Genomic DNA, 26024 nt, shown 5'->3' on the forward strand with positions numbered 1-26024 from the left:
CGCCGCCTCCACCGGCCAGCGCCGCCTCCACCGGCCAGCGCCGCCTCCACCGGCCAGCGCCGCCTCCACCGACTAGCGCCGCCTCCTCCGACGAGCGCCGACCGTCCTGTGCCGGCACCCTGAGGCCCCGGCACAGGACAGCGGATGGATCAGCGGGTGGTGGCGTCCTGGACCTCGCCGACCAGTTCCTCGACGATGTCTTCAAGGAAGATGACGCCTGTGGTACCGGCCCGCTCGTCGAAGACCCGGGCGAGGTGGGCACCGCTCCTGCGGATCAGGGCGAGGGCGTCCTCCAACTCGCTGTCGCGGCGGACAGCCGCGAGGCGGCGAACCCGTTTGGCCGGTACGGCCTTGTCATAGGCATCACCGGCCAGGTCCATGACGTCCTTGATGTGCAGATATCCGCTTGGTTCCCCGTTCTCGGTCACCAAATAGCGGGAGTAGCCGTGTTCGGCAACGGCCCGCTGGATGTCGGCAGGCGTCACCGTCGCCGGCAGCGTGACCAGTTCACCCAGCGGAACCTCCACGTCACCGACGGTCTTCGCGGTGAACTCGACGGCTGCGGTAAGCGTGCCGGAGCCGTCGACGAGTACCCCCTCCCTGGTCGACTGCGCCACGATCGTGGCCACCTCGTCCAGCGTGTACGTGCTCGTGGCCTCGTCCTTGGGCGTCACCCGGAACAGCCGCAGAATCCCGTTGGCGATCCCGTTCAGGCTCCAGATGACCGGTTTGAAGACGCGGGCGACAAGTACCAACGGCGGGGCGAGGACCAGCGCGGCCCGGGTCGGCACCGAGAAGGAGATGTTCTTCGGCACCATCTCACCGAACACCACGTGCAGGAACGTGACGAGCACAAGCGCGACGACGAACGCCAGCACGGTGACCATGTCGGGCGAGAGTGGCGTGTTCGCCAGCGGGATTTCCAACAGGTGATGGATCGCCGGTTCCGAGACGTTCAGGATGAGCAGCGAGCACACCGTGATGCCGAGCTGACTGGTGGCCAGCATCAGGGTGGCGTGCTCCATCGCCCAGAGGGTGGTCTGGGCGGCTCGACTGCCGGACTGGGCCTTCGGCTCGATCTGGGAGCGACGGGCGGAGATCACCGCGAACTCCGCGCCGACGAAGAACGCATTGACGACCAACAGGACGAAGAGCCAGATGATCCCTGGCAGGTACTCGCTCATTGGATCTTCTCCGCCACCCGACCACCGGCCGGGCGGCCGGCCCCGGAACTGTCGGCCTCCTCGTTGGGGAGGAACCGGACCCGATCGGCCTGGGGGCCGTTCAGATGTTCGACGCGCAACGAGCCGCCGTCGATCGCGACCTCGTCACCCACCTTCGGGAACCGTTTGAGGCGGGCGGTGATGAAGCCGGCCACGGTGTCGTACTCGTCGTCCTCCGGAACGACGATCCTGGCCCGCTCGAACAGCTCGTCGGGCCGCAGGGCCGCATCGAAGTAGACCGACCGGCCCCGGCGCAGCACGACCGTACGGGCCCGGTCGTGCTCGTCCTCCAGATCGCCGATGATCTCCTCGACCAGGTCCTCCAGGGTCACGATCCCGGCCGTACCCCCGTGCTCGTCATAGACGACCGCGATCTGCAGACCCTTGCCGCGCAACATCGGCAGCAGCACGTCCAGGTGCATCGCCTCCGGCACCCGGGCCGGTTCGACGACGAGATCACTCGCCCGCACCCCTGGGCGTGCCTCGGGCGGGATCGCGAAGGCGTGTTTGACGTGCAGCACCCCGATGATGTCGTCCACGTCCCGGCCGGTCACCGGGAACCGGGACAGCCCGGTGGCGATGGCCCGCGCGACGATCTCGGCGGCCGTGGCCGAGGACTCGACCGCCGTCATCCGCACCCGGGGAGTCATCACGTCGGCGGCGTCGCGTCGGGAGAAGCTCAGGGTACGGTCCAGCAGCGTGGCGTGGCCCTGGTCGAGGACACCGGCGCGCGCCGAGTGCCGCAGCAGGGAGCTGAGTTCCTCGGCACTGCGGGCCCCGGACAACTCCTCCTTCGGCTCGATGCCGAATGCCCGGATCACCGCGTTGGCGGTGTTGTTGAACAGCAGGATCACCGGCTTCAGGACGGTGGTGAACAGGGCTTGGAACGGCACCACGAACTTCGCCGTCTGGCGCGGTACCGCGAGTGCGAAGTTCTTCGGCACCAGCTCCCCGATCACCATGGAGAAGAGTGTCGCCAGCAGGATGCCGACGATCGTGCCCACTGCGGGCACCGCGCTCTGCGGCACCCCGAGATCGCCAAGCGGGCCGGCCAGCAGCGAGCTCACCGCCGGCTCGAAGGTGTAACCGGTGAGCAGGGTGGTCAGCGAGATGCCGAGCTGCGCGCTGGACAGATGGGTAGAGGTGATCTTCAGCGCGGCGATCGTGGGACCGAGTCGCTTCTCGCCCCTGGCCTGACGCGCTTCGAGGTCACCGCGATCGAGATTGACCAGCGCGAACTCGGAGGCGACAAACATGCCGGTGCCCACGGTGAGGAGCAGACCGATCCCCAACAGGGCCCACTCAGACATCGATCAGCCCCTGCCGTACGGCGGTCAGCGTGCGAGCGACCGGAACGACGAGGGGCCACGGACTATGATGAGGAAGATCATCCATAATCCTGCGGAGGATAGTTCACCACGCTGGGAGAACGCTGAAGCCCGGAGGGCGCAGCGCGCTCAGGCCACCGGGAGCACGCCGAGCTGGAGGGACAGTCCTCGTCGAGCGGCTCCCGAGGCACTGCCCTTCGGCGTGTCAACCAGCGGGCGTCGCCGGACGGGCCTCGTGACCGGGCCGACCCCGGGTCCGGCGGCGTTCCTTCATCTCCGCCTCGTAGAGGTGCCGCCGACCGCCCACCAGCTGCTCGCGGGCCGCCCGGTCCACATCGCGGAAGAGCGTGTGGTAACCGTCGTCAAAGTCCTCGACGATCTGGAACGTCCACCGGCCGGCGATGACGTTACGCCCGATCAGCTCGTCGGTGATCCGGTCGGCGATCGCCGGGTGTCCGGCTTCGCGGAACATCCGTACCGCGTCGTCGAGCATGAGGTCGGCGTGCCCGATGAGCTGGTGCAGCGAGTAGAGATGGCCGCGCGCCCGCTCGACACACTCCAGGGCCTCGCTGAGCTTGCCCAGCGCCGCCACCGTGTCGTCGGACACCCCGGCGGGTCGCCGGTGCCGCTCGTCCGGTCCGTCGGTGGTGGACGGGTCCATGCGTACCTCCCGATGCCGGCCATGTCCCGGTCTGACCTGTTCCGCTGTCCGGTCCGTACCGGCTCGATCCCGCCGGTCAGCCGCGGCGCGACCGGCGGACGACCCTTACCAGCCGAGCGGCCGAGGTCACGACCGGTACGGGTTGGCTAGATTCGTTCCCCATGCGCGTGCCGTCGAACCGGGTTTCCGCCCCCACCGCCGTCGACTCGACGCGCTCCACCCTGGTGGCGCTCGCCAACTCGGTGGGCCTCGACGGGCTCGCCGCCACCACCCGCCTGCCGGGCCTGCGCGCCGCGGTCGACCAGCATGCCGCCGCGGTACGGGAGAGCCTGCACGGCGACCGACGGCCGCTGACCGCTGCGGCCCTCGCCGGTTACGCCGAGGGGATCCGGTCCGTCGCCCACGAACACGGCTGGCAGCCGCCCACCGACCCGGTGGACTGGCCGGAGGCGGACTGGGTGCTGGTACGCCTGGTCGCGGTCTGCGCGCTGACCGTCAGCCTGGACACGCCGACGCCGCAGCCACCCCCACTGTGACGACGGACGGGCGCCCGCCAGCCGGCGGACACCCGTCCCCTGTCGCGCGGACCTGGGCCAGGCCCGTCACTGACGGTACTGCTGGGGCTGGTCGCCCATGTTCCCGGACTGGTAGGTGCCCCGCCCGCCGGCCATCTCCCGGCCGGGTTCGGCACCCGCCCGGTCGGCCATCTGCCGTTGCATGTCGCTGCGACCGGCTGCGGCGCCCTGCTGCTGTTCCCGGACCGCACGCGACTCCTCGGCGATCCGGTGCAGCCAGCCCTCCCAGCGGTTCTGCATCGGCCGGACCAGACCACCACCGACCCCGACGATCAGGATGCCGGCCACCGTGGCGAGCACCGCGACCAGCACGGGTGTGGTCACGGTGGTGGCGATACCCACCTGGTTCAGCGCGGCGATCACGCCCAGCGCGATGATGAAGAACGCCGTCAGGTCGGCCAGCACCTTGCCGTACGACAGGCCGCCCAGCGCCCCGCTGACGATGTCGCGCACCGCGTTGGCGATCGCGAAGGCGATCACCACGATCACGATCGCGACGAAGGCGCGCGGCAGCCAGGCCACCACGCCCGCGATCAGGTTGCTGATGGCGTTCGGGCCCCAGACGCCGAAGGCGAACTGCAGCGTGAACAGCAGCACGGCGTAGTACGCAAGCTTCGCCAGGATGTCACTGGCGTCGTACTTGGTCCGTTCCAGTGCCCGCTTGATGCCACCCCGTTCGACCGCCCGGTCGAACCCCACCCGTTCCAGGACGGTGTCCACGATTTTGAGCACGGCTCTGGCGATGAGCCACCCGATCACCAGGATCGCGATGAACGCGATGGCCCTCGGCACGAACAGCAGCACCGAGCGCCACATGTCGGCCACGGCGGTACCGATGTCGACCTGCCTGGCCGCAAGGGTCTCCGGCATGATGTCCCTCCTGTCGCATGGTTTGCCCCGCGCGCTTACCCCAACGCCGGGACAGCACGCCGCGCCGGTCCCCTACTTTTTCTCGGACAGGCCGCAACAGAACGGCCCTGACCTGGCCTTTTGTCTCGACCTCGGCGGATCGGACCATGATCGGAAACGCCAGGTGAACGGGTCGGGTTAGGCTGCGGTCATGCCAGGAACGGTCGGGCGAGTCCCCACGCCAGCAGGCCCCCTGCCGGGCGAGTCGGCCTCGGGCGCGACGCTGCTCGTCGGCCGGCACCCGTGGGTCGGCACGGCGCTCGGCCCGCCCGAGTCCTGGGACACCGCCGTCCGCGCCGCGGTCGAGATCGTGCTCGCCTCGCCCGCCCCGATGGCCCTGCACCTCGGCGACGATCTGCGGCTGCTCTACAACGACGCGTACGCCGAGCTGATCGGTGACAAGCATCCGCAGGCCGTCGGGTGTCCCGCCGCCGAGGTCTTCGCGGAGGTGTGGCGCAGCCCGGGCGTCGGTGACGTCGTCGAGCACACCTATCACACCGGCAAGCCCTTCCTGGATCGCGCGGTTCCCCTCCCGCTGCGTCGCGACGTCGGCGACCTCGATCAGGCCGTCTACATCCGGGCCTGCTCCCCCGTCCGGGACAGCCGGGGCCGGATCGCCGGTGTGCTCTCCGTCGTCGCCGAGACCAACCCGGCCACCCGGCAGTTGCAGGGGCTCAGCGACTTCGCCGCGGCGCTCTCCGGCACCCTCACCCTGGACGACGTGGCGCGGGTCGCGCTGCGTTACGCGCTCACCTCGTTCGACGCCGACCGGGTCTCGCTCGCCGTCGACGAGGGCGGCGGCGGTGGCTGGCGGATGGTCCGGCGGGTCCGGGGTGAGCTGGTGGACGAGGCCGATGAGCGGCTTCCCCCGCTGTGGCGGCGCGGTGCGACGGACTGGCAGGCCCCGGCGGTGGTCAGCGCCCGCACCGGACGGGCCACTTTCGTGGAGGACGGCCAGCCGCTGCGCGACATCGCCGTCGACCGGCACGACCAGAAGGTCCGGGCCCTCGCCGCGGTGCCGCTGCGGGCGTCCGTGGTCCGCGGCGGCCTGACCGTCGGCTACCGCACCGCGCACACCTGGTCCGCCCCGGAGCGGGCGCTGCTGGCGGCATCGGCCGAACTGATCGGGCAGGCCACCGAGCGGGCCCGCCGCTTCGAGACCCAGCACGGTACGGCCCAGCTGTTACAGCGCAGCATGCTGCCGGAGAACCTGCCGGTGCTGCCCCGACTGCGGGTCGCGGCGCGGTACGACCCGGGCGTCGACGGCAACGCCGCGGGCGGCGACTTCTACGACGCCTTCGTGCTGCCCACCGGCAACCTCGGGGTGGTACTCGGCGACGTCGCCGGACACGACGTGCAGGCCGCCGCCCGGATGGGCCAGGTGCGCGCCGCGTTGCGGGCGCTGGCGCTCAACGACCCCCGCCCCGACCAGGTCCTCGCCGGGCTCGACCGCCTGGTCACCAGCCTGGGCACCGAGGCCGGCACGTACGAGCTCTTCGTCACCGTGGTGTTCGGCGTCATCGACGTCGACCGGGAGGAGCTGACCCTGGCCAGCGCCGGTCACCCGGCGGCGCTGCTGCGGCGCTGCCCGCCGTCGGGCCCGCCGAGCGCCGAGTACCTCGACGTGGTGCCCGGCGCACCGCTCGGGGTCGGCTACCGCCCCGGGACCCGTACCGTCGCGTTCACCCCCGGCGACACGTTGCTGCTGTTCAGTGACGGTGTGGTGGAGCGGCGGCGGCAGGGTCTCTCGCACGGCCTGGCCCGCCTCGCGGAGTCGGTGGCCACCGCGCACAGCGGCGATCCCCGGGCGTTGTGCGCGACGGCCAGCGCCGCGGTGCCGGGGGCGACCGAGGACGACGTGGCCGTGCTGGCCGTCGAGTACGCGCTGCGGCCGAGCCGGTCGGCCCGGATGGAGGTACCGGCCGAGCCGACCGCGCCGAGCCGGGTCCGGCACTGGATGACCGCCCAGCTCAACGAGTGGGGGGTGGCCGAGTCGGTGATCGGTGCGGCGGTGCTGTGCACCAGCGAGCTGACCACAAATGCCCTGTTGCACGCCGGTACGGCGGCCCGGGTGGAGATCGACCTGAGCCCTGAGCGCCTGCTCGTCTCGGTCGCCGACTCCGGTTCGCGGGGCACGGTCACCCGGGCCCGCACCGACACGTTGAGCAGTCGCGGTCGGGGGCTGGGCCTGATCGAGGAGCTGAGCGACGCCTGGGGCACCGATCCCACCGTGCGCGGCTCGACGGTCTGGTTCGAGATCCTGCTTCCGGTGGAGTGACCGCCGGTCCCGGCCGCCGGCTGGCGGAGCGGGCTCCGGCGTCAGGTGAGGCGGCGGGCGAGGGCACGGCCGAGGTCCCGCCCGGAGCGCCAGGCGGTCTGCACCCGGGGTTCGCCGAACGCGTCCCCGGCCAACCCGATCCCGTCGTCGTCGAGGTGGAAGCCCGCGCCCGAGCCGCCGCCGACGGGCTTGGCGTAGGTCCAGCGGTGCACGTGCACATGTACCGCCGGGTCGGGCAGGGCGAACAGGTCTCGGACGGCCGCCTCCACGGCTGGAGCGGCGGCGGTGGGTTGGGCGAGATGGCCGGCGGCGAACTCCGGCGTGGTGTGCGCGACCAGGACGGGAGCGCCGTCGCCACGCCGGTCCCCGTCGTCGCAGACGGTGCTGAGCAGCGGGTGGTCGTTCACGAAGGCACCCCGGAAGTCCGGCCATCGGCGGGCCGGAAAACGCAGCACGGCCGCCAACGTCGGTGACCACCGCTGCCGCGCGATCGCCTCGGTGGCGGCGGCGAGCGCCGGGTCGAGCAGCAGGGCGGCCTGCGGCCCGGGCATCGCCAGCACGACCGCCTCGTACGGTCGGCCCTGCACCGCCGGCCCCGGCTCGACTCCGAGGACCAGCCGGTCCACCACCACCGGCAGGTCGCGGGCCATCTGCTCGACCAGGGAACGCAGGCCACGCGGGGCCGCCCAGCGCATCGGCCCGGTGACCTCGCGCCGTCCCCCCGCGCTGTACGCGACGAAGGTGTCGGTCCACTCGCGGGCCAGTCCGGCGTCCTGCCAGTCGCGCACGATCTCGGCGAAATCCGGGTCACTCACGGTCAGGTAGGCGGCGCCAAGGTCGGCGGGGCGGCCGTCGAAGCGCTTCGTGGCCATCCGACCGCCGGCGACCCGGGCCCGCTCGCGGATCTCCACCGGCACCCCGGCACGCCGTAGCTCCCCCGCACACGCCACACCGGCGATGCCAGCGCCGATCACCACCACACCCGCCCGGTCCGGACCCATCGGACGATCGTAGGTGCCCGTCCGCGTCGACTGCCGGCGCCAGGCCATCGACGGCGGGAACTTCCGGAAGGTCTTCACAACCTGGCAACCGGCCCGTACCTTGGCGGAAACGTGGGAGCGCTTCCACGCAAATTCTTCGATGTTCCCGAGGAGTAGATCATGAGAACCCGAAGCACGTTCGCCGTGGTCGGCGCGGTGGCGACGGCCATCACCGTCGCCGCCACGGTCGGCGTGGGCGCGCTGCGGCCGACTCCCGCCGCGGCCGCCGACTCCGCCTTCTACGTCGACCCGAACACAAGCGCCGCCCGTTGGGTGGCGGCCAACCCGAACGATTCGAAGACCGCCGTGATCCGGGACCGGATCGCCAGCGTCCCGCAGGCTCGCTGGTACACCACCACCAACACCTCGACGGTACGCGGCGAGGTGGACTCCTTCGTCGGTGCGGCCGCCGCCGCCGGCAAGATCCCGATCCTGGTGGTCTACAACATCCCCAACCGGGACTGCAGCAACCACAGCGCAGGCGGCGCGCCGAACCACACCGCCTACCGGCAGTGGGTGGACCAGGTCGCCGCGGGTCTCGCGGGGCGCCCGGCCAGCATCATCCTGGAGCCGGACGTGCTCCCCATCATGACCAGCTGCATGAACGCCAGCCAGCAGGCCGAGGTGCGGGCCTCGATGGCGTACGCCGGCAAGGCGCTCAAGCGCGGCTCGTCAGCCGCGAAGGTCTACTTCGACATCGGCCACGGCGGGTGGCTGGCCGCCGGTGAGGCCGCCGCCCGGCTCAACGCCGCCGACATCGCCAACAGCGCCGACGGCATCTCGGTGAACGTGTCGAACTACCGGCGCACCGCCGACGAGGTCTCGTACGCCAAGCAGATCATCGCCGCGACCGGCATCTCCCGGCTGAAGGCGGTCATCGACACCAGCCGCAACGGCAACGGTCCGGCCGGTGCCGAGTGGTGCGACCCGCCGGGGCGGGCGATCGGCACGCCGAGCACCACCGCCACCGGCGACTCTGCCATCGACGCCTTCCTCTGGATCAAGCTGCCGGGCGAGGCGGACGGCTGCATCGCCGCGGCCGGCCAGTTCGTGCCGCAGCGGGCGTACGACCTGGCTGTCGCGGCCGGCCCGGTGCCGACCACCGCTCCGCCGACGACGACCCCGCCGACCAGCACCCCGCCGACGACCACTCCGCCCACCAGCACGCCGCCGACGTCCAACCCGCCCACCGGCGGCTGCTCGGTGACCTGGACCCCGAACGTGTGGACCGGTGGCTTCACCGCCGAGATCCGGGCGACCAACCGCGCTTCGGCGCTCACCAGCTGGACGCTCGCCTTCACGGTCGGCTCCGGGGTACGCCTCAGCAACGGCTGGAACGGTGACTGGAGTCAGTCGGGCGACCGGATCCAGGTGCGCAACGTCGCCTGGAACGGCAACGTCCCCAGCGGCGGAACCATCTCCGTCGGATTCCAGGGCACCTTCACCGGCAGCAACCTCGCCACTCCCACCTCCTTCACCCTGAACAGCACCGCCTGCTCCTAGGCCGTTCCCCCGTCCCCGGGATCCTGGGCCGCGGACGCCCCGTCGAGGGCCGTTTCGCACCAGGGTCTCGGGGAACGCGGGGGAGAACGAGCAGGAGGGGGAGAAGATGAGTGGGCAGTCGAATCCTCCGGCGTGGCAGCCCGGGGTGACCGGTGGGGGCACACTCCCTTCGGGGCCGGGCGGTCGAGTCGCCGCACCGGGTGCCGACGGTCACGGACCGCCGTCCGGGCCACCGACCGTGACGATCGGCGCGTACCCGGACTACCCGTCCGCCCAGCGCGTGGTGGACTACCTGGCCGACAACCGGTTCCCGGTGGAGCGGACCGCCATCGTCGGCACCGACCTGACCCTGGTGGAGACCGTGCTGGGCCGGTTGAGCACCGGCCGCGCGACGCTGATCGGCGCCGGCACGGGTGCCTGGTTCGGTCTCTTCATCGGGCTGCTGTTCGGCATCTTCACCGTCGGAAACTGGCTGGCGGTGGTCCTCGCCGGCCTGGTCATCGGCGCGATCTGGGGAGCCGTCTTCGGTGCCGTGGCGCACGCGATGACCGGCGGGAAGCGCGACTTCACCTCCGCCAGTTCGCTGCGCGCCAGCCAGTACGCGGTCACAGTCGAGGCGGACTTCGCCGAACAGGCCCGTCAGCTGCTGGGCCGGTTGCAGGTGGGCGGCCGTACGCCCCAGGCGGCGGGCTGAGCACGCCAGGCTCGCCGCGCCGCCGCAGCTGACCGGCAGGTCCCTCGGTGGCGCGGCGGCGGGCCGGTCCTTTCAATGCTTCACAACTGCCTTCTCGGCTAGTCGCTGTGGCGCATCCGGCAGCAGCATGCGGCTGTTGTTCAAATTTTGAATACCGTGCTACTCTCGGCCCATGACCGAGAGCCTGAGCAGCGCCCGCCTGACCGCCTGGCGGGCCTACATCGAGGCCAGCCAACGGTTGTTCACCCGGCTGGAGGACGACCTGCGCGTCACCAGCGAGCTGAGCTTCGCCGACTACCACGTGCTCGTCCTGCTCTCCGAGGCGCCGGGGCAACGGCTACGGATGGGCGAGCTGGCCGGCCGCCTGGTCTTCTCCCCCAGCCGGCTGACCTACCAGATCTCGACCATGCAGCGGCGCGGCCTGGTCGCCAAGGAGCCCTGTCCGCAGGACGGTCGGGGCAGCGAGGCGGTGCTCACCGCCGCCGGGCTGTTGGCCCTTCGCGAGGCCGCCCCACATCACCTGCACTCGGTACGCAGCCACCTCATGGACGATCTCGACGATGCCGAGGTCGCCTGCCTGGACAGGATCTTCACCCGGCTCGGCCGGCGGCTACAGGGCGCCGACCGCAACACCGAAGCCGCCCTCGCGTCGCCCCCAGCGACAGCTAGTTAAGGAGCACCCCGATGCCCGCCATCACCGTCGACAACGTCCTCGTCCTGCCCCGGCTGCCCCGGCTCGACGAGTCCACCACCGCCATCCGGCCGGTCCGGCGGCTCACCACCGCACCCAGCGGCTTCGAGGGTGAGGGCTTCCCGGTGCGCCGGGCCTTCGCCGGGGTGCCGACGAGCGAACTCGACCCGTTCATCCACCTCGACCAGATGGGCGAGGTGGACTACGCGCCGGGCGAGCCGAAGGGCACCAGCTGGCACCCGCACCGGGGCTTCGAGACCGTCACGTACATCATCGACGGGGTCTTCGAGCACCAGGACACCCACGGTGGCGGCGGCACCATCACCAACGGCGACACGCAGTGGATGACGGCCGGCAGTGGCCTGCTCCACATCGAGGCGCCGCCGGAGCACCTGGTGGTAAGTGGCGGCCTGTTCCACGGCACCCAGCTCTGGGTCAACCTGCCGAAGGCGGCCAAGATGAGTCCGCCGAAATACCAGGACATCCGCGGCAATCAGGCGGCGCTGCTCACCACGCCGGACGGCGGCGCGCTGATCCGGGTGATCGCCGGTGAGATCGCCGGGCACCGGGGGCCGGGCTCCACGCACACCCCGATCACCGTCGCGCACGTGACGGTCGAGCCCGGTGCGCAGGTCGATCTGCCCTGGCGACCGGACTTCAACGCCCTGGTCTACGTGCTGGGTGGTCGCGGCACGGTCGGCTCGAACGGGCGCGGCGTACGCACCGGCCAGCTCGCGGTGCACGGTCCGGGCGACGCACTGCGGTTGCGGGCCAACGCCCGGCAGGACAGCCGGACCCCGGCCCTGGACCTCTACATCATGGGCGGCCAGCCGATCCGGGAGCCGGTGGCGCACTACGGCCCGTTCGTGATGAACACCCGGGACGAGCTGATCCAGGCCTTCGAGGACTTCCAGGCCGGCCGGCTCGGGGTGATTCCGGCGGAGCGGCTGCCGCACACCGACGGCCAGGGCGACCGTCCCTGACCCGATCCGTCAAGCGAGCCCTCCGGCCCCGGCCGGGGGGCTCGCGCCGGTTGTCCCGCCGCGTCCATCAGGAGACGGCGAATCAGGAGACGGCGAAGATGCCGGCCACGCCGAGCAGGACCATCACCAGTACGGCCAACAGCGCCCCCCGCTCGCTCTCCACCGCCTGCTCGCGGTGCTCGGTGACGGAGTTCGTCGTTTCGCCGGGCATGGTGTGGCCTCCTCGCTACTCGGGTATGGGTCGGGCGGCGCGTTCGTCGGCGCGAGCCGCCGATGTCCGGATCCGGCCCAAGGGGTCGTGTCGTGCGTACCTGGTCGATCTGGGGAGGGCAGCAACGTTGGCGCTGCGAGAGTGGTTCCTCACGGCACCGGAACGTGCCAACCCGGCCTCTGAGTTACCCGTCTGGTCCAGCGGAAACCTCGTCGAGCCACTGATTCACGGAGCCACGTACTTCGACCGGCTTGTCGATGAGGTCAGCGCGCTCGACGCCGGTGACCAGATCTTCTTCACCGACTGGCGGGGAGACCCGGACGAGCGGCTACGCCCGGACGGCCCGACCGTTGCCCAGCTGCTGGCCCGCGCCGCGCAGCGCGGTGTGGTGGTCAAGGGGCTGATCTGGCGGTCCCACCTCGACGTGCTCTCCTACAGCCACCAGGAGAACCGCAGCCTCAGCGAGGCCGTCTCCGCCGCCGGTGGAGAGGTACTGCTCGACCAGCGCGTCCGCCGGGGCGGGTCGCATCATCAGAAGCTGGTGGTGCTGCGCCGACCGGCCGAACCCGAGCGGGATGTCGCCTTCGTCGGCGGCATCGACCTCTGCCACAGCCGGCGGGACGACGCCGACCACCAGGGCGACCCCCAGGCGGTACGCATGTCGGCCCGGTACGGCGACCGCCCGCCCTGGCACGACGTGCAGCTCGCCGTGCGTGGCCCGGCGGTCGGCGCGCTGGACACCTCGTTCCGGGAACGGTGGACGGACCCGATGCCGTTGGACTCGGAGAACCCGCTGGCCTACCTGCGGGACCGGCTACGCGGCGCGGACCTCAGTCCCGGGCCGCTGCCGGAGCGGCCGGCCGACCCGCCGCCCTGCGGTCCGCATCACGTGCAGGTCCTGCGCACCTATCCGGCGGTACGGCCGAGGTACTCCTTCGCCCCGGACGGCGAGCGGACCGTGGCCCGGGGCTACACCAAGGCGGTACGCCGGGCCCGCCGGCTGATCTACCTGGAGGACCAGTACCTCTGGTCGGCCGAGGTGGCCGACCTTTTCGCGGCGGCGTTGCGCGACAATCCCGAGCTGCACCTGGTGGCGGTGGTGCCCCGCCATCCCGACGTGGACGGGCGGCTGGCGCTGCCGCCGAACATGGTCGGTCGGGAACAGGCCCTGGCGCTGTGTGAGCAGGCCGCGCCCCGGCGGGTGCACGTGTTCGACGTGGAGAACCACACCGGCACCCCGGTCTACGTACACGCCAAGGTGTGCGTGGTCGACGACGTCTGGGCCAGCGTGGGCAGCGACAACTTCAACCGGCGCTCCTGGACGCACGACAGCGAGCTGTCCTGCGCGGTGCTCGACGAGACCCGGGACGAGCGCGCCCCGGTCGACCCGGCCGGGCGCGGCGACGGCGCCCGGGTCTTCGCCCGGGACCTGCGGCTGCGCCTGCTGCGGGAACACCTGGAACGCGATCCGGCCGGCGGCGACGCCGACCTGATCGACCCGGACCAGGCGGTCGGCGCGGTCTGCGCGTCGGCCGAGGCGTTGCAGCGCTGGCACGAGGGTGGCCGGGTCGGTCCGCGCCCGCCCGGCCGACTGCGCCCGCACCGCGCCGAGCGGCTGTCCCGGTTGACCCGGGCGTGGGCCCTACCGGCCTATCGGCTGGTCTACGATCCCGACGGCCGGCCGCTGCGGGCCCGGCGCGCCCGCAGCTGGTGACGGCTTCAGCTCACCCAGGACGGTCAGCCCACCGGGGTACGCGAAGGACGAGCGGGGCGCGTAGTAACCCCAGGCGATGGTGAGCGGGTTCTCCGGCCGCAGGGCGTAGATCGGGTGTTCCGGATCGAGGAACTCCACGGACTCGATCTCGAACGGGTTGACCGGTTCGGCGACGACCGGATAGATGCTGCTGACCAGCTGACCGTGCAGCGCGGTGAGGTAGCGGTGGTGGCCGTTGTGCACGGCGTGCCCGGTGTCACCGATCCGCACCTGCGTCCGGATCACCGGCACACCGTCGATGCCGGTCTCGGTGGCCACCCGGTCGCGCTGGACGTCGATTGTGGTGCGGCCGGACAGGGCGGGGGCGCCACGGGCGAGGGCGTAGTCGCGGACGCGCTCACTGGAGGTCACGTAGTGCGTCCACCAGCCGCCCGGGGTCACCCCGTCGGGAGCGTCCGCGCCGACCAGGGTCACCCCGAGGTAGGCCAGCGAGTACGAGCCGAAGCCGCTGGTCTGGCTCTCGTCGTCGACGACGTACTGGTTCATGAAGACCTGCCGGTCCGCCTGGGGCCGCAGCCCGGCCGGGACCAGCGCCGCCACCGCCTCCGGGTCCGCCGGTAACCAGCTGAAGTAGAGGGTGCGGCAGTTGACCACGAGCTGGGGAACGGCAGGGTCGAGCACAGCGCCTCCGGGTAGGGGTCCACCGTGACGCTACGGGCAGTCCCGCTCACGGGACAACGACGGAAAGACGACAGTCCGCGGGCCGGCAGTTGCCCGAAACCGCCACCTGCGGACAGCTCGGCCGCCGCCGTGGATCCGCTTTTGTCGCTTTTGTGATTTAAAATAACTTAAGTACATCGTCCGTTCGGCTAGATTTCTGGGAGACGATCAGGCTATGGTGACTTCCGAACGGCTAACACCACTAAACCAAAGCGTCACGTCTTTATCCGCGGACGAGGTGCAGGGAGGACCACCATGACCGCGCAAACGATCAGCGAGGCGGCGACCGCCTCGACGACCGCGGCACCGAAGCTCGACCCGCGGGCGCTCTCCGACAGCGCCACCGAGTTGCTGAACGCGATGGCCGCACTGCCGGCCGGGCACCCGTCCCGCGCCGCCCTGCGCGACCGGGCGATCGAGGCCTGGCTGCCGCTGGCCAACCACCTCGCACACCGCTACAGCGGGCGCGGCGAGCCCACCGACGACCTGGCCCAGACCGCGGCCGTCGGCCTGATCAAGGCCATCGACAAGTTCGACCCCACCCGTGGGGTCGACTTCGCCGGCTACGCGATCCCCACCATCATCGGCGAGCTGAAGCGCCACTTCCGGGACCGCACCTGGGACATCCGGGTTCCCCGGCGGTTGCAGGAGCTGCGGCTGGCCATCTCCGACGCCAACAGCTCGCTGCTCCAGACCCTGGGCCGCTCGCCGACGGTGGCCGACATCGCCGCCCACCTCAAGCTGACCGAGGAAGAGGTGCTGGAGGGCCTGGAAGGTGCCCGCGCCTACAACGCGGTGTCGCTGTCCACGCCGACCGGCGACGGGGACCGGGCGACCGAACTCGGCGACATGCTCGGCGGCGAGGACAGCGAGTTCGAGCTGGCCGAGCTGCGGGTGGCCCTGGGCCCCGCGCTGGCCACGCTTGACGAGCGCGAGCAGAAGATTCTGACGCTGCGGTTCTACGGCAACCTGACCCAGTCGCAGATCGCCGAGCAGATCGGTGTCTCGCAGATGCACGTGTCCCGGCTACTGGCCCGGGCACTGACCAAGCTGCGCGGCCAGCTCGACGGCACTTACTAGAGGGGGTGGCGACGGTGGCCGGGTCCGGCAGGACCCGGCCACCGTCGTGTCTCCGGTCGGCTCAGCCGGCGAGCGGCTCCCGCCACATCGGCCAGAACGGCGTACCGTCCGGCAGCCGGAACGGCTCGGACACCCGGTAGCCGTGCCGCGCGTACAGGTCGCGGCTGGTCTCGCTGCTCGCCTCCAGATAACCCGGTACGCCGTTGGCGTCCAACCAGGCGTGATGGTGGCGGAGCAACGCGCTGCCGACGCCCTGGCCCTGGCGGTCCGGCCGGACGGCCAACAACGCCAGGTGGTGGTGGTCGGCGTGCGGGTGATGGGCGGCGAACAACTCGTCCAGATGCACGAAGCGCGGCGTCCACTCCCCACAGACGGCGGCGAGCCGTGCGTCGTAGTCCTCCGGCGGCGGCAGCGGGTCGCCGATCGACGGGAGCCAGACCGCCACCCCGTCGCGCTTCTCGGTGCCGAACACCAGGCCGTGCCGCATCGCGTGCTCGACCAGGATCTCGAACTGCCCGGCCAGCACCGACTCCCGCTTGGCCTCGTCCGGCACCAGCCAGCGGGGCTGGTCCAGCACCATGAACGCCTCGGCGATCCGCTCGGCCACCCAGCGGGCGTCGGGCAGGTCGAGCCGTCCGATGCCCGGCTGCGTCATCGTCGTACCTCCGTGCTGACCGGCGTCGGCTCGGTGACCGGCGCCGAAGGTACGACGACCGCCGCCGCGCTCTCCGCGCCCAGCCCGATGCGAGCGTACGTGTCGGGGCGGTTGCGGCGCAGCACCAGCGCCCAGAGCACGCCGAGCAGCGCCGCCACCGGATAGACCGCCGGGAAGATCCAGCGCAGCGGCGAGTCCGGCTCGACCCCGAGCAGGTTGGCGAAGTTCTGCACCGCCAGCACGATGATCGCGATCAGTGCGATCGCCGCGATGCCCGGGGCGATCAGCCGGCGCCACAGCGTCTCCCGCTCACCGCTGCGGGCGAAGTACATGATGATCGCCACGGCGGTGGTCGCGATCAGCAGCAGTACGCCGAAGCCGCCGCTGGTGCCGAGCCAGAAGAACAGCTGAAGGACCGGGTCCCAGCCGTTCACCGCGTACAGGATGATCACCAGCAGGCCGAGCGTGCTCTGCGCCAGCGAGGCGGCCCGGGGCGCGCCGGTCGTCGGCGAGGTCCGCCCGAACACCGCAGGCAGCACCCGCTCCCGGCCCAGCGCGAAGGCATACCGCGCGGTGGTGTTGTGGAACGAGATCATGGCGGCCAGCACCGAGGTCAGGAAGAGCGCCTGGCCGATGGTGAGCACGGTATCGCCCAGGTGTGCCCCGGCCAGGTTGAAGATCAGGTCGACGCTCTGGGTGCCGGCCTCCTCGACGATCCGGTCCGGGCCGATGGCGACCGTCATGCTCCACGAGGAGAGCGCGTAGACCGCCGCGATGATCGCCACCGACAGGTAGGTGGCCATCGGCACGGTGCGCTTGGGGTCCTTGCTCTCCTCGCTGAACACCACGGATGCCTCGAAGCCGACGAAACCGAGGATCGCCAGCACCAGCACCGCGCCGACCCCGGGCACGAAGAAGTTCTCCGGCGAGAAGGCGGCGAAGCTGACGTCGCCACCGGCCGGGTTGCCCAGTTGACCGAGGTCGAAGACCACGATGATGGCGATCTCGGCGCAGAGCAGCGCCGCCAGCACCATCCCGTTGATGTCCACCCGGAGCAGACCGAGCATCCCCACCAGCGCCCAGGCCACCAGCGCCACCATCCACCACACCGGCTCGATCCCGAAGAGCCGGTCCAGCACCGGCGTGGCCGCCGCGCCGATGGTTCCGTAGAGGCCGACCTGGAGCGCGTTGTACGCGATCAGGGCGACCCACGCCGTGCCCACCCCGGCCGGACGACCAAGGCCACGGGTGACGTACGCGTAGAAGGCGCCGGCGTTTGCCATCCGGCGGGCCATCGCCACGTAGCCGGCGGAGAACAGGGCCAGCACCGCGGCCACCACCAGGAAGGCCAACGGGATGCCGAGCACCCCGACGACCCCGTAGCCGGTGGTGACCACACCGGCGACCACGGTCAGCGGCGCCGCCGCGGAAAGAACGAAGAAGACCACCGACGGCACGCCGAGCCGCCCACGGGCCAGTGCCTCGGAGACGTTGCTCGGTCTGTTGGTTGTCGCTGTCGAGGACATGAACTGCTCCGGTTCATCAGAGGAGGGGGTACCGGTTCAGGGCGTGCCGGGTCGTCAGGGGGCGCCGCGCAGCACGGCCGCACCCACAGCGGCCTCGGTGTGCGCCACCAGTTCCTTCAGCGGAGCCGGCAACGCCGGAACGATCAGGTTGAGCCGGTGGTGGGCGCGGGGACCCGCGCTCCACAGCACCTCGCGGGTCAGCCCGGCAGCGGCGACCAGACCGAGCAGCAGCGCGTCGGGCACGCTGGGCGGCTCCGCCCGTTCCAGCACCGCACGCAGGCGGGTGGCCGGCCAGGCGGCCACGTTGAGGTCGATCGGCAGGTACGTGACTGTGGTCCGCAGCAGCCGCCGGGTCTCCTGCCGGCGCAGCACGCCGGCCCGGGCCAACCGCTCCCCCACCGAGGTGACCGAGGTCTGGGCAAGGAAGCTGAGCCAGGTCCGCACCGCCTGGTGCTGCGCCTCGCCGATCAGTTGGTCCAGCACGGTGTGCGCCAGCGCGTCGCCCGGCGGACGACGGTCGATCACGCTGACCTGCGCCGACTCGACGGTGATGTGTCCATAGAGGACAAGCTCGCCGAGGAGTCCGGCGGCCAGGCCGAGACCGGTCGCCGCCGGATGCAGCTTCGCCTTGCCCCGGGTGTCGTTATGCGCGATCAGGAAGAACTCGTCGGCGATGAGCAAACGTCCTCCCCGGCCGCCGTCCATTGATCGCTAACCCGGGAAAGGATGCACCGAGCGCTACTGCAACGCAACTCCCGTTTTTGGCGGTTGCACTCCGTGCTGATGCGACCTGCACTTATTCCCATGACAGACTCGGAGGGTGACCGCGAGCCCCACCGTCCGCCGCCGCCGCATCGCCCGGGAACTGCGCCAGTTGCGCGAACGCGCCGGAATGACCCTGGATGTCGCCGCCCGGCAACTGGACATGTCCAAGAGCAACCTGTCCCGCATCGAGAACGCCCAGATCGGCATCAAGCCGCGCGACGTACGCGCCGCGCTGGCGCTGTACCAGGTCACCGGCAACGACGCCGAGGCGCTCATCGAAATCGCCCGCGGCGCGCAACAACGGGGCTGGTGGCAGCACTACAGCGACGTGCTGCCGGAGTGGTTCGAGTTCTACGTCGGACTGGAGGCCGAGGCCGCCACCCTGCGCACCTACGAGGCCGAGGCGGTGCCGGGCCTGTTGCAGACCGAGGCGTACGCCCGGGAGGTCTACCGGTTGACCGCGGGCGAGGACGACCTGGACCGCAAGGTGGCCGCCCGGCTGCGCCGGCAGGACGTCCTGCGCGGGGAGAGCCCGGCCGAACTGTCGGTGGTGCTGAACGAGGCGGTGTTGTTACGTCCCGTGAGCGATCGGAGCGTCATGGCGGACCAACTGTCCCATTTGGAGTCCGTCGCTCAGCTACCGAACGTCACAATCCAAGTACTTCCGTTCAGCGCTGGCGGACATCCCGCGATGAGTTCACCGTATGTCCTCCTCACCTTCGCCGACGCGGCCGACGCCGCCGTGGTCTACCTGGAAAATCTCACGACAGGCCTGGCACTGGAGGAGGCCGCGCAGGTGCGCTCGTATAGCCTTGTGCACGAGAGGCTGCGTCGCCTGGCGCTCGATCCGGCGGCGTCCCTGGTCCGCCTGAAAGAAGCTTCTCGCTACTTTACGTGACCGCTGCTGCGCGGTCACTTTCGGTTACGACGAAGGGGATCGCGATGACCGCGCTCGACCTCGCCCGGGCGAAGTGGCGTACCAGTACGCGCAGTGTGGGCAACGGCAACTGCGTCGAGGTCGCCACCGTCGACGGTGGGGTCGCGGTCCGGGACAGCAAGGATCGCCAGGGTCCGGTCCTGGCCTTCCCACCGTCGGCCTGGCACACCTTCGTCGCCAGCATCCCCACTCGCTGACCGAACCCGTCCCGCCCGGCCCGGCGGGACGCGGTGGGAGACTGGGCCGTGCTCTCGGACGTGCCCCTCGACCTGCCGGTCCGGCCGGTGCTACCGGCGGTGGTGTCGGCCCTGCGCTCGGCCGGTGCCGCCGTCCTGGTGGCACCGCCGGGGACCGGGAAGACCACCCTCGCGCCGCTCGCGGTGGCCGACGCGGTCGAAGGGCGGGTGATCGTCGCCCAACCCCGCCGGGTGGCCGCCCGCGCCGCGGCCCGGCGGATGGCGGCCCTGCTCGGCGGGCGGGTCGGTGAACAGGTGGGGTACGCGGTACGCGGTGAGCGCCGCACCGGCAGCCGCACCCGCATCGAGGTGGTCACCACCGGCCTGCTGGTCCGTCGGCTGCACCACGATCCGGAACTGGCCGGCGTCGGCGCGGTGCTGCTCGACGAGGTCCATGAGCGGCAACTCGACGCCGACCTCGCGCTCGCCTTCACGGTGGAGGCCCGGTCCGCGCTGCGGCCGGAGCTCTGGCTGCTGGCGATGTCCGCGACCCCGGAGGCCGACCGCTTCGCCGCCCTGCTCGGCGGCGCGACACCCGCGCCGATCATCCACGCCACGGCGGCGCTGCATCCGGTGACCCGGATCTGGGCGCCGCCGGCCCGGCCGGTGCCGCCGCCCGGTGCGGGCCCGGTGGACCGGGGCCTGCTCGACCACGTTGCGGCCACGGTCCGGCGGGCGCTGCGCGAACGCACCGGTGACCTGCTTGTCTTCCTGCCCGGGGTCGGCGAGATCGCCGCCGTCGCCGGACGGCTGGCCGACCTGCGCGACGACGTCGACATGCTGCGATTGCACGGCCGGCAGGACGGCGCCGAACAGGATGCCGCCCTGCGGCCGGGACCGCGGCGACGGGTGGTGCTGGCCACGGCGGTGGCGGAGAGCAGCCTGACCGTGCCGGGCGTGCGGACGGTGGTGGACGCCGGGCTGTCCCGGATCGCCCGGCTCGACCTGGCCCGAGGGCTGGGCGCGCTGGTCACCGTGCCGGTGTCCCGGGCGGCGGCCACCCAGCGCGCCGGCCGGGCCGGCCGGGAGGCGCCCGGTCACGTCTACCGCTGCTGGGCCGAGGCCACGCACGAGCGACTGCCGGCCCAGCCGGAGCCGGAGATCGCCGCCGCCGACCTCACCGGTTTCGCCCTGGAACTGGCCGCCTGGGGCGCACCGGACGGCACCGGGCTCGCGCTGCCCGACCCGCCGCCGGCAGCGGCCATGACGGTGGCCCGGCAGACGTTGCGTACCCTGGGCGCCCTCGACGCGGATGGCCGGATCACCGCGCGGGGTCGGGCGATCGCCGCCGCCGGAGCACCTCCCCGGCTGGCCCGGGCGCTGCTCGACGGTGCCGGGCGGGTGGGGGCCGACCGCGCCGCCGAGGTGGTGGCACTGCTCGCCGAGGAGTCGGTGGCCCGGCCCGGCGACGACGTCGCCGCCGTCTGGCGACGGCTACGCGCCGGCACCGATCCCGCCGCGACCGCCCGCTGGCGGGCCGAGGCACGCCGGCTGCGGGCCGTCCTGGCCGCCACCGGCGACGGCTCGGCCGGGACCGGGCGTCCGGACCGGCCCGCCGGACAACCGGCGGCGACCGCCACCGGCGAGCCCGACCCGGGGCCGCTGCCGTTCCCCGACGACCTCGCCGCCGGGCTGCTGGTCGGGTTGGCGTACCCGGAACGGCTGGCCCGGGCCCGGCGGCCGGGCGGCACGGCGTACCTGATGAGCGGCGGAACCGCTGCGGAGCTGGCGTCGGGGTCGGCGCTGGCCGGTGCCGACTGGCTGGCCGTGGCGGTGGCGGACCGCTCTCCCGGCGCACCGACCGCCCGGATCCGATTCGCCGCCGTGCTCGACGAGGCGACCGCCCGCGAGGCCGGTGCGCCGTCGCTGCGTACCGACCGGGAGGTGGGCTGGTCCGGTACCGACGTGCTGGCCCGGGAGGTGACCCGGCTGGGCGCGATCGAGCTGGTCGAGCGCCCGCTGTCCCGGCCCGCCCCGGCCGAGGTCGCCGCCGCCCTGCTGACCGGCCTGCGCAGCGTCGGTCTCGACCTGCTGACCTGGACCCCGGCGGCGCGGGCACTGCGCGAACGGCTGGCGTTCTGCCGGCAGGCGCTCGGCACACAGTGGCCGGACGTCGCCGACGAGGCGCTGCTGGCCGGCGCGGCCGACTGGCTCGGCCCGGAGCTGGCCGGCGCGCGCCGCCGCGCGGACCTGGCCCGGATCGACGTGGCCGCCGCGCTGCGGCGCATGGTGCCCTGGTCGCTGGCGGGGCGGCTGGACGAGCTGGCCCCGGAACGGATCGCGGTGCCCAGCGGTTCCCGGATCCGGGTGGACTACGCCGATCCGGCCGCACCGGTGCTCGCCGTCAAACTCCAGGAGACCTTCGGCTGGGCGGCGGCGCCACGGATCGCCGGTGGCCGGGTGCCGGTGCTGCTGCACCTGCTCTCCCCGGCGGGGCGACCGGTGGCGGTCACCGCCGACCTGGGGTCGTTCTGGCGCACGGGTTACCGGCAGGTCCGGGCCGAGCTGCGGGGTCGCTATCCGCGCCACCCCTGGCCGGAGGATCCGACCACGGCGCCGCCGACCCGGTCCGCCGGTCGGCGGCGCTGACCCGGCTCACTCCTCGTCGACCACGTCCGCGACGACGACTGTGACGTTGTCCGGGCCACCGGCGCGCAACGCCAGGTCGATCAGCTTCCGCGTGCACGCCTCCCGGTCCGGGTAGCCGGCCAGCACCTCGGCCAGGGTGTCCGCGCGGACGACATTGGAGAGCCCGTCGCTGCAGAGCAGCCAGCGGTCGCCGGGGCGGGGAACCATCGTCGCGTACGTCGGGGAAATCTCGTCGCCCTGCAACGCCTGGGTGACCACGGCCCGGCGAGGATGGCTACCGGCCTGGTCGGGGGTGATCAGGCCCTGGTCGACGAGCATCTGCACGAAGGTGTCGTCCCGGGTGATCTGCTTGAGCACGCCGTCGCGGAACAGGTACGCCCGGGAGTCGCCCACGTGGACCAGGGCCAGGCAGCTGCCGGTACGCGCGAACAACAGCGCGGTAAGCGTGGTGCCCATCCCCTGCCGCTGCGGGTCCTGGGTGACCGCCTGGCGGATCCGGGCGGTGGCCAACTCGATGCCGCTCTGCAGGGCCGCCACCAACGCGTGCTCGGGGGTCTCCACGTCCAGCGGAGCGATCGCCTCGATGGCGATGGAGCTGGCCAGGTCGCCGGCGGCCATGCCACCCATGCCGTCGGCGACGGCGACCAACCAGGCACCGGCGTGCACCGCGTCCTGATTACCGCTACGGATCAGCCCACGGTCGCTCGTCCCGGCGGAACGCAGCTTCAGGGTCATGGCACGCAGCCTGCCAGGCGGAGGGCGCGGTTGTCTCTAGGAGATCAGGAGGACCGGGCGTGGCGCGGCGAATCTCACTGCCGACAGACCCCGAAGCGCATCGGGCGGGATCAATTGACAGCTTGCCTTTGTCCTGGAAACATGCCCGATACCTGGGAGCGCTCCCAGGTTTTCCCGCCACCCGTACGCCTCCGTCCCGCTCGTCGGAAGGAATATCCGTGACGCCATCCCGACGTCGTCTCGCGGTGCTCGCCGCGGCGACCACCGTGGCGCTGATCGGCCCGAGCGCCGGCACAGCCCACGCCGATCCCCCGGCCGACGCTCCCGAACAGATCACCAACGGCGATTTCAGCGCGGGCGTGTCGCCCTGGTTCTCCTTCGGCACCGGGCCGCTCGGCGTCACCGACGGCCAGCTCTGCACCACCGTCGCCGGCGGGCTGGCCAACCCCTGGGACGCCGGCATCGGCCAGGACGCCGTCCCGCTCGTCGCCGGTGCCGAATACACCCTCGGCTTCGACGTCACCGCGACCCCCGGCGCCTCGGTCACCGCCGTGCTGCAACTCGGCAACGCCCCCTACACCGGCTACTACAGCGTGGTGGCCGCCGCCACGCCGACGCAGCAGCGGATCGAGCGCACCTTCGTGGCCCCCGAGGACGACTCGCGTGCCCAGCTCATCTTCCAGGTCGGCGGCAGCGCCGAGGAGCAGACCATCTGCCTGGACAACGTCTCGCTGCGCGGCGGAAACCCGCCCGAGCCGTACGAGCCGGACACCGGCCCACGGGTACGCGTCAACCAGGTCGGCTACCTGCCTAACGGTCCGAAGAACGCCACAGTGGTCACCGAGGCGACCGGGGCGCTGCCCTGGCAGCTCCGGTCCGCCGCCGGCGCCGTGCTGGCCAGCGGCACCACCACCCCGCGCGGGGTGGACCAGGCGTCGGCGCAGAACGTGCACTCGGTCGACTTCTCGTCGTACCGCACGCCGGGGCAGGGCCTGACGCTGGCCGTGGACGGGGAGGTCAGCCACCCGTTCGACATCTCCGGCACGCTCTACGACCAGCTCCGCTCGGACGCGCTCCAGTTCTTCTACATCCAGCGCAGCGGCATCGCCATCGACGGTGACCTGGTCGGCGAGGAGTACGCCCGCCCGGCCGGGCACCTGGGCGTCGCCCCGAACCAGGGCGACACCGACGTGCCCTGCCAGCCCGGCGTCTGCGACTACCGGCTGGACGTACGCGGCGGCTGGTACGACGCGGGCGACCACGGCAAGTACGTGGTCAACGGCGGCATCGCCACCTACCAGCTGCTGAGCACCTTCGAGCGGACCAAGAACGCCGCCACGGCGAAGTTCGGTGCCGCCCTCGGCGACGGCACGCTGCGGGTGCCCGAGCGCGACAACGGGGTGCCGGACATCCTCGACGAGGCCCGCTGGGAGCTGGACTTCCTGCTGCGCATGCAGGTGCCGGCCGGCAAGCCGCTGGCCGGGATGGCCCACCACAAGATCCACGACCGGAACTGGACCGGGTTGCCGTTGCAGCCCGAGGACGACCCGGAGCCGCGCGAGCTGCACCCGCCGTCCACCGCCGCCACGCTGAACCTGGCCGCCGTCGCCGCCCAGTGCGCCCGACTCTTCGCCCCGTACGACAAGGAGTTCGCGCAGCGCTGCGGCAGTGCGGCGAAGACCGCGTACGCGGCGGCCAAGGCCAACCCGACCCGGTACGCCAGCCCGACCGACGGCAACGGCGGCGGCGCGTACGACGACAGCAACGTCACCGACGAGTTCTACTGGGCCGCCGCCGAGCTGTACCTGACCACCGGCGAGCGCACCTACCTGACCGACCTGACCGCGTCGCCGCACCACACCGGTGACGTCTTCGACCCGCGTGGCTTCGGCTGGCAGAGCGTCGCCGCGCTGGGCCGGCTCGACCTGGCGACGGTGCCCAACGGGCTGCCCGCCGCCGACCTGGCCCGGGTCCGGGCGTCGGTCACCGCCGCCGCCGACAACTACCTCGCCGAGATCCGCCAGCAGGCGTACGGGTTGCCCATGCCCGGCGACCGGGACAGCTACTTCTGGGGCGGCAACGGCGCGATCATCAACAACGCCGTCGTGCTGGCCACCGCCTTCGACCTGACCGGGCAGGCGAAGTACCGCGACGGCGCGGTGCAGACGATGGACTACATCCTCGGCCGCAACGCGCTGAACATCTCGTACGTGACCGGATACGGCGAGCACGCGGCGGAGAACCAGCACAGCCGGATCTTCGGCCACCAGCTCGACCCGAGCACGCCGAAGCCCCCCGCCGGCTCGATCGCCGGTGGCGCGAACGCGGCCCTCCAGGACCCGTTCGTGGAGCAGTTGCTCGCCGGCTGCGCGCCGATGTTCTGCTACGTCGACGACATCGCCTCGTACTCCACGAACGAGGTGGCGATCAACTGGAACTCGGCGCTTACCTGGATCGCCTCGTTCCTGGCCGACCAGGGCGACGCCGCAGCCGTGCCCGCGCCCAGCTGCGCGGTGACCTACACCAACTACGGCGCCTGGCAGGGCGGCACCGGCTTCACCGGCCAGCTGACCATCCGCAACACCGGCACGGCCACGGTGAACGGCTGGACCGTCCGGTTCGCGTTCACCGGTGACGCGAAGGTACGCGAGGCGTGGATGGCGAACGTGACCCAGTCCGGTGCCACGGTCACCGCGAAGAACGAGTCGTACAACGCCCGGATCGCTCCCGGTGGGACGCAGATGTTCGGCTTCAACGCCACCACCGGCAAGCTCGCCAATCCGTCCCCGTACCTGATCACGGTCAACGGCGCTCCCTGCGCCGTCTCCTGATCCCCGGGTGGGGCGCCGTCGGCGACCGGTGCCCCACCCGGCCCCCACCACCACCGAGTGATCAGGAAGTTCTGGTCCGGGCTCCGCGGAGTCCGGACCAGAACTTCCTGATCACCGTGCTCACGGGTGGGATGGCAGCA

The 26024-nt window shown here is 71.9% G+C and carries 23 protein-coding genes; 12 read left to right on the top strand and 11 right to left on the bottom strand.

What is annotated here, in order from left to right; all coding sequences use genetic code 11:
* Nucleotides 1-149: 149 nt before the first annotated feature.
* The 3 genes from AC507J_RS22270 to AC507J_RS22280 all read right to left on the bottom strand — a co-directional run bounded on the left by AC507J_RS22270 (nt 150) and on the right by AC507J_RS22280 (nt 3212).
* On the bottom strand, nt 150-1184 hold the full coding sequence (locus AC507J_RS22270; protein WP_496291112.1) for a hemolysin family protein: 1035 nt from the start codon (nt 1182-1184) through the stop codon (nt 150-152).
* Nucleotides 1181-2533, bottom strand: coding sequence for a hemolysin family protein (locus AC507J_RS22275; RefSeq protein ID WP_496291113.1), 1353 nt, complete (start codon nt 2531-2533; stop codon nt 1181-1183). Before AC507J_RS22275 ends, AC507J_RS22270 begins: the two co-directional genes overlap by 4 nt.
* A 223-nt stretch (nt 2534-2756) precedes the next feature.
* Nucleotides 2757-3212 (bottom strand): hypothetical protein, encoded by a 456-nt coding sequence (locus tag AC507J_RS22280; RefSeq protein WP_496291114.1) that lies wholly within the window; start codon nt 3210-3212, stop codon nt 2757-2759.
* Between the two features lie 161 nt (nt 3213-3373).
* Between AC507J_RS22280 and AC507J_RS22285 the strand changes: the two genes are divergently transcribed.
* Nucleotides 3374-3748, top strand: coding sequence for a DUF6401 family natural product biosynthesis protein (locus AC507J_RS22285; RefSeq protein WP_496291115.1), 375 nt, complete (start codon nt 3374-3376; stop codon nt 3746-3748).
* 66 nt (nt 3749-3814) lie between these two features.
* Here the strand turns inward: AC507J_RS22285 and AC507J_RS22290 are convergent, their stop codons facing one another.
* Entirely contained in the window at nt 3815-4657 is an 843-nt protein-coding gene (locus AC507J_RS22290; RefSeq protein ID WP_496291116.1) for a mechanosensitive ion channel family protein, read from the bottom strand.
* 190 nt (nt 4658-4847) lie between these two features.
* Between AC507J_RS22290 and AC507J_RS22295 the strand changes: the two genes are divergently transcribed.
* Entirely contained in the window at nt 4848-6974 is a 2127-nt protein-coding gene (locus AC507J_RS22295) for an ATP-binding SpoIIE family protein phosphatase (RefSeq protein ID WP_496291117.1), read from the top strand.
* A 41-nt stretch (nt 6975-7015) separates the two neighbouring features.
* Here the strand turns inward: AC507J_RS22295 and AC507J_RS22300 are convergent, their stop codons facing one another.
* Nucleotides 7016-7954, bottom strand: a complete 939-nt coding sequence (locus AC507J_RS22300) for an NAD(P)/FAD-dependent oxidoreductase (protein WP_496291185.1) — start codon at nt 7952-7954, stop codon at nt 7016-7018.
* Between the two features lie 180 nt (nt 7955-8134).
* Here AC507J_RS22300 and AC507J_RS22305 point away from each other — a divergent pair, with 180 nt between their 5' ends.
* The 4 genes from AC507J_RS22305 (at nt 8135) to AC507J_RS22320 (ending at nt 11885) form a co-directional block, all read left to right on the top strand.
* Nucleotides 8135-9517, top strand: a complete 1383-nt coding sequence (locus AC507J_RS22305; protein WP_496291118.1) for a glycoside hydrolase family 6 protein — start codon at nt 8135-8137, stop codon at nt 9515-9517.
* Between the two features lie 106 nt (nt 9518-9623).
* Nucleotides 9624-10211 carry a YflT domain-containing protein gene (locus AC507J_RS22310; RefSeq protein WP_496291119.1) on the top strand — a complete coding sequence of 196 codons (588 nt, stop codon included), beginning with the start codon at nt 9624-9626 and terminating at the stop codon, nt 10209-10211.
* A gap of 172 nt (nt 10212-10383) precedes the next feature.
* A complete protein-coding gene (locus AC507J_RS22315; RefSeq protein WP_496291120.1) occupies nt 10384-10884 on the top strand; it encodes a MarR family winged helix-turn-helix transcriptional regulator in 501 nt (166 codons plus the stop codon).
* 11 nt (nt 10885-10895) lie between these two features.
* Nucleotides 10896-11885, top strand: coding sequence for a pirin family protein (locus AC507J_RS22320; protein WP_496291121.1), 990 nt, complete (start codon nt 10896-10898; stop codon nt 11883-11885).
* 82 nt (nt 11886-11967) lie between these two features.
* Here the strand turns inward: AC507J_RS22320 and AC507J_RS22325 are convergent, their stop codons facing one another.
* On the bottom strand, nt 11968-12096 hold the full coding sequence (locus tag AC507J_RS22325) for a hypothetical protein (protein ID WP_341720239.1): 129 nt from the start codon (nt 12094-12096) through the stop codon (nt 11968-11970).
* Between the two features lie 127 nt (nt 12097-12223).
* On the opposite strand from AC507J_RS22325, the gene AC507J_RS22330 reads away from it, so the two are divergent.
* Complete coding sequence (locus AC507J_RS22330) at nt 12224-13810, top strand: phospholipase D family protein (RefSeq protein ID WP_496291122.1); 1587 nt, start codon at nt 12224-12226, stop codon at nt 13808-13810.
* Here the strand turns inward: AC507J_RS22330 and AC507J_RS22335 are convergent.
* Nucleotides 13739-14491 (bottom strand): hypothetical protein, encoded by a 753-nt coding sequence (locus AC507J_RS22335; protein ID WP_496291123.1) that lies wholly within the window; start codon nt 14489-14491, stop codon nt 13739-13741. The genes AC507J_RS22330 and AC507J_RS22335 overlap by 72 nt on opposite strands.
* A gap of 294 nt (nt 14492-14785) precedes the next feature.
* Between AC507J_RS22335 and AC507J_RS22340 the strand changes: the two genes are divergently transcribed.
* Nucleotides 14786-15610 (top strand): SigB/SigF/SigG family RNA polymerase sigma factor, encoded by an 825-nt coding sequence (locus tag AC507J_RS22340; RefSeq protein WP_496291124.1) that lies wholly within the window; start codon nt 14786-14788, stop codon nt 15608-15610.
* 61 nt (nt 15611-15671) lie between these two features.
* On the opposite strand, the gene AC507J_RS22345 is transcribed toward AC507J_RS22340, so the two are convergent.
* From AC507J_RS22345 to AC507J_RS22355, 3 genes are read right to left on the bottom strand one after another with little or no spacing between them, the layout of a single operon-like run.
* Entirely contained in the window at nt 15672-16265 is a 594-nt protein-coding gene (locus AC507J_RS22345; protein WP_496291125.1) for a GNAT family N-acetyltransferase, read from the bottom strand.
* Entirely contained in the window at nt 16262-17791 is a 1530-nt protein-coding gene (locus tag AC507J_RS22350; RefSeq protein ID WP_496291126.1) for an APC family permease, read from the bottom strand. The genes AC507J_RS22345 and AC507J_RS22350 overlap by 4 nt, the downstream gene beginning before the upstream one ends.
* Nucleotides 17792-17845: 54 nt before the next feature.
* On the bottom strand, nt 17846-18496 hold the full coding sequence (locus AC507J_RS22355) for a GOLPH3/VPS74 family protein (protein ID WP_496291127.1): 651 nt from the start codon (nt 18494-18496) through the stop codon (nt 17846-17848).
* Nucleotides 18497-18611: 115 nt separating this feature from the next.
* Between AC507J_RS22355 and AC507J_RS22360 the strand changes: the two genes are divergently transcribed.
* The 3 genes from AC507J_RS22360 to hrpB are packed head-to-tail and all read left to right on the top strand — an operon-like array spanning nt 18612 to nt 22318.
* Nucleotides 18612-19454, top strand: a complete 843-nt coding sequence (locus AC507J_RS22360; RefSeq protein WP_496291128.1) for a helix-turn-helix domain-containing protein — start codon at nt 18612-18614, stop codon at nt 19452-19454.
* A 44-nt stretch (nt 19455-19498) separates the two neighbouring features.
* The gene (locus AC507J_RS22365; protein WP_496291129.1) at nt 19499-19690 is read left to right on the top strand and encodes a DUF397 domain-containing protein; all 192 of its coding nucleotides are present in this window, start codon (nt 19499-19501) and stop codon (nt 19688-19690) included.
* Between the two features lie 48 nt (nt 19691-19738).
* Nucleotides 19739-22318, top strand: a complete 2580-nt coding sequence (gene hrpB / locus AC507J_RS22370) for an ATP-dependent helicase HrpB (RefSeq protein ID WP_496291130.1) — start codon at nt 19739-19741, stop codon at nt 22316-22318.
* Nucleotides 22319-22324: 6 nt separating this feature from the next.
* Here hrpB and AC507J_RS22375 read toward each other — a convergent pair whose 3' ends face one another.
* Nucleotides 22325-23053: a PP2C family protein-serine/threonine phosphatase gene (locus AC507J_RS22375; protein WP_496291131.1), complete on the bottom strand. Its 729-nt coding sequence runs from the start codon at nt 23051-23053 to the stop codon at nt 22325-22327.
* A gap of 218 nt (nt 23054-23271) precedes the next feature.
* Between AC507J_RS22375 and AC507J_RS22380 the strand changes: the two genes are divergently transcribed.
* The gene (locus AC507J_RS22380; protein WP_496291132.1) at nt 23272-25884 is read left to right on the top strand and encodes a glycoside hydrolase family 9 protein; all 2613 of its coding nucleotides are present in this window, start codon (nt 23272-23274) and stop codon (nt 25882-25884) included.
* Nucleotides 25885-26024: the final 140 nt, after the last annotated feature.

This window comes from Micromonospora sp. PRAS1 (assembly GCF_059553435.1).

Coding starts and splice junctions, on each gene's coding strand:
- AC507J_RS22375 (WP_496291131.1), bottom strand. CDS start 23,053: ATGACCCTGAAGCTGCGTTCCGCCGGGACGAGCGACCGTGGGCTGATC.
- AC507J_RS22365 (WP_496291129.1), top strand. CDS start 19,499: ATGACCGCGCTCGACCTCGCCCGGGCGAAGTGGCGTACCAGTACGCGC.
- AC507J_RS22340 (WP_496291124.1), top strand. CDS start 14,786: ATGACCGCGCAAACGATCAGCGAGGCGGCGACCGCCTCGACGACCGCG.
- AC507J_RS22325 (WP_341720239.1), bottom strand. CDS start 12,096: ATGCCCGGCGAAACGACGAACTCCGTCACCGAGCACCGCGAGCAGGCG.
- AC507J_RS22270 (WP_496291112.1), bottom strand. CDS start 1,184: ATGAGCGAGTACCTGCCAGGGATCATCTGGCTCTTCGTCCTGTTGGTC.
- AC507J_RS22355 (WP_496291127.1), bottom strand. CDS start 18,496: ATGGACGGCGGCCGGGGAGGACGTTTGCTCATCGCCGACGAGTTCTTC.
- AC507J_RS22275 (WP_496291113.1), bottom strand. CDS start 2,533: ATGTCTGAGTGGGCCCTGTTGGGGATCGGTCTGCTCCTCACCGTGGGC.
- AC507J_RS22310 (WP_496291119.1), top strand. CDS start 9,624: ATGAGTGGGCAGTCGAATCCTCCGGCGTGGCAGCCCGGGGTGACCGGT.
- AC507J_RS22280 (WP_496291114.1), bottom strand. CDS start 3,212: ATGGACCCGTCCACCACCGACGGACCGGACGAGCGGCACCGGCGACCC.
- AC507J_RS22305 (WP_496291118.1), top strand. CDS start 8,135: ATGAGAACCCGAAGCACGTTCGCCGTGGTCGGCGCGGTGGCGACGGCC.
- AC507J_RS22350 (WP_496291126.1), bottom strand. CDS start 17,791: ATGTCCTCGACAGCGACAACCAACAGACCGAGCAACGTCTCCGAGGCA.
- AC507J_RS22345 (WP_496291125.1), bottom strand. CDS start 16,265: ATGACGCAGCCGGGCATCGGACGGCTCGACCTGCCCGACGCCCGCTGG.
- AC507J_RS22315 (WP_496291120.1), top strand. CDS start 10,384: ATGACCGAGAGCCTGAGCAGCGCCCGCCTGACCGCCTGGCGGGCCTAC.
- AC507J_RS22320 (WP_496291121.1), top strand. CDS start 10,896: ATGCCCGCCATCACCGTCGACAACGTCCTCGTCCTGCCCCGGCTGCCC.
- AC507J_RS22290 (WP_496291116.1), bottom strand. CDS start 4,657: ATGCCGGAGACCCTTGCGGCCAGGCAGGTCGACATCGGTACCGCCGTG.
- AC507J_RS22285 (WP_496291115.1), top strand. CDS start 3,374: ATGCGCGTGCCGTCGAACCGGGTTTCCGCCCCCACCGCCGTCGACTCG.
- AC507J_RS22295 (WP_496291117.1), top strand. CDS start 4,848: ATGCCAGGAACGGTCGGGCGAGTCCCCACGCCAGCAGGCCCCCTGCCG.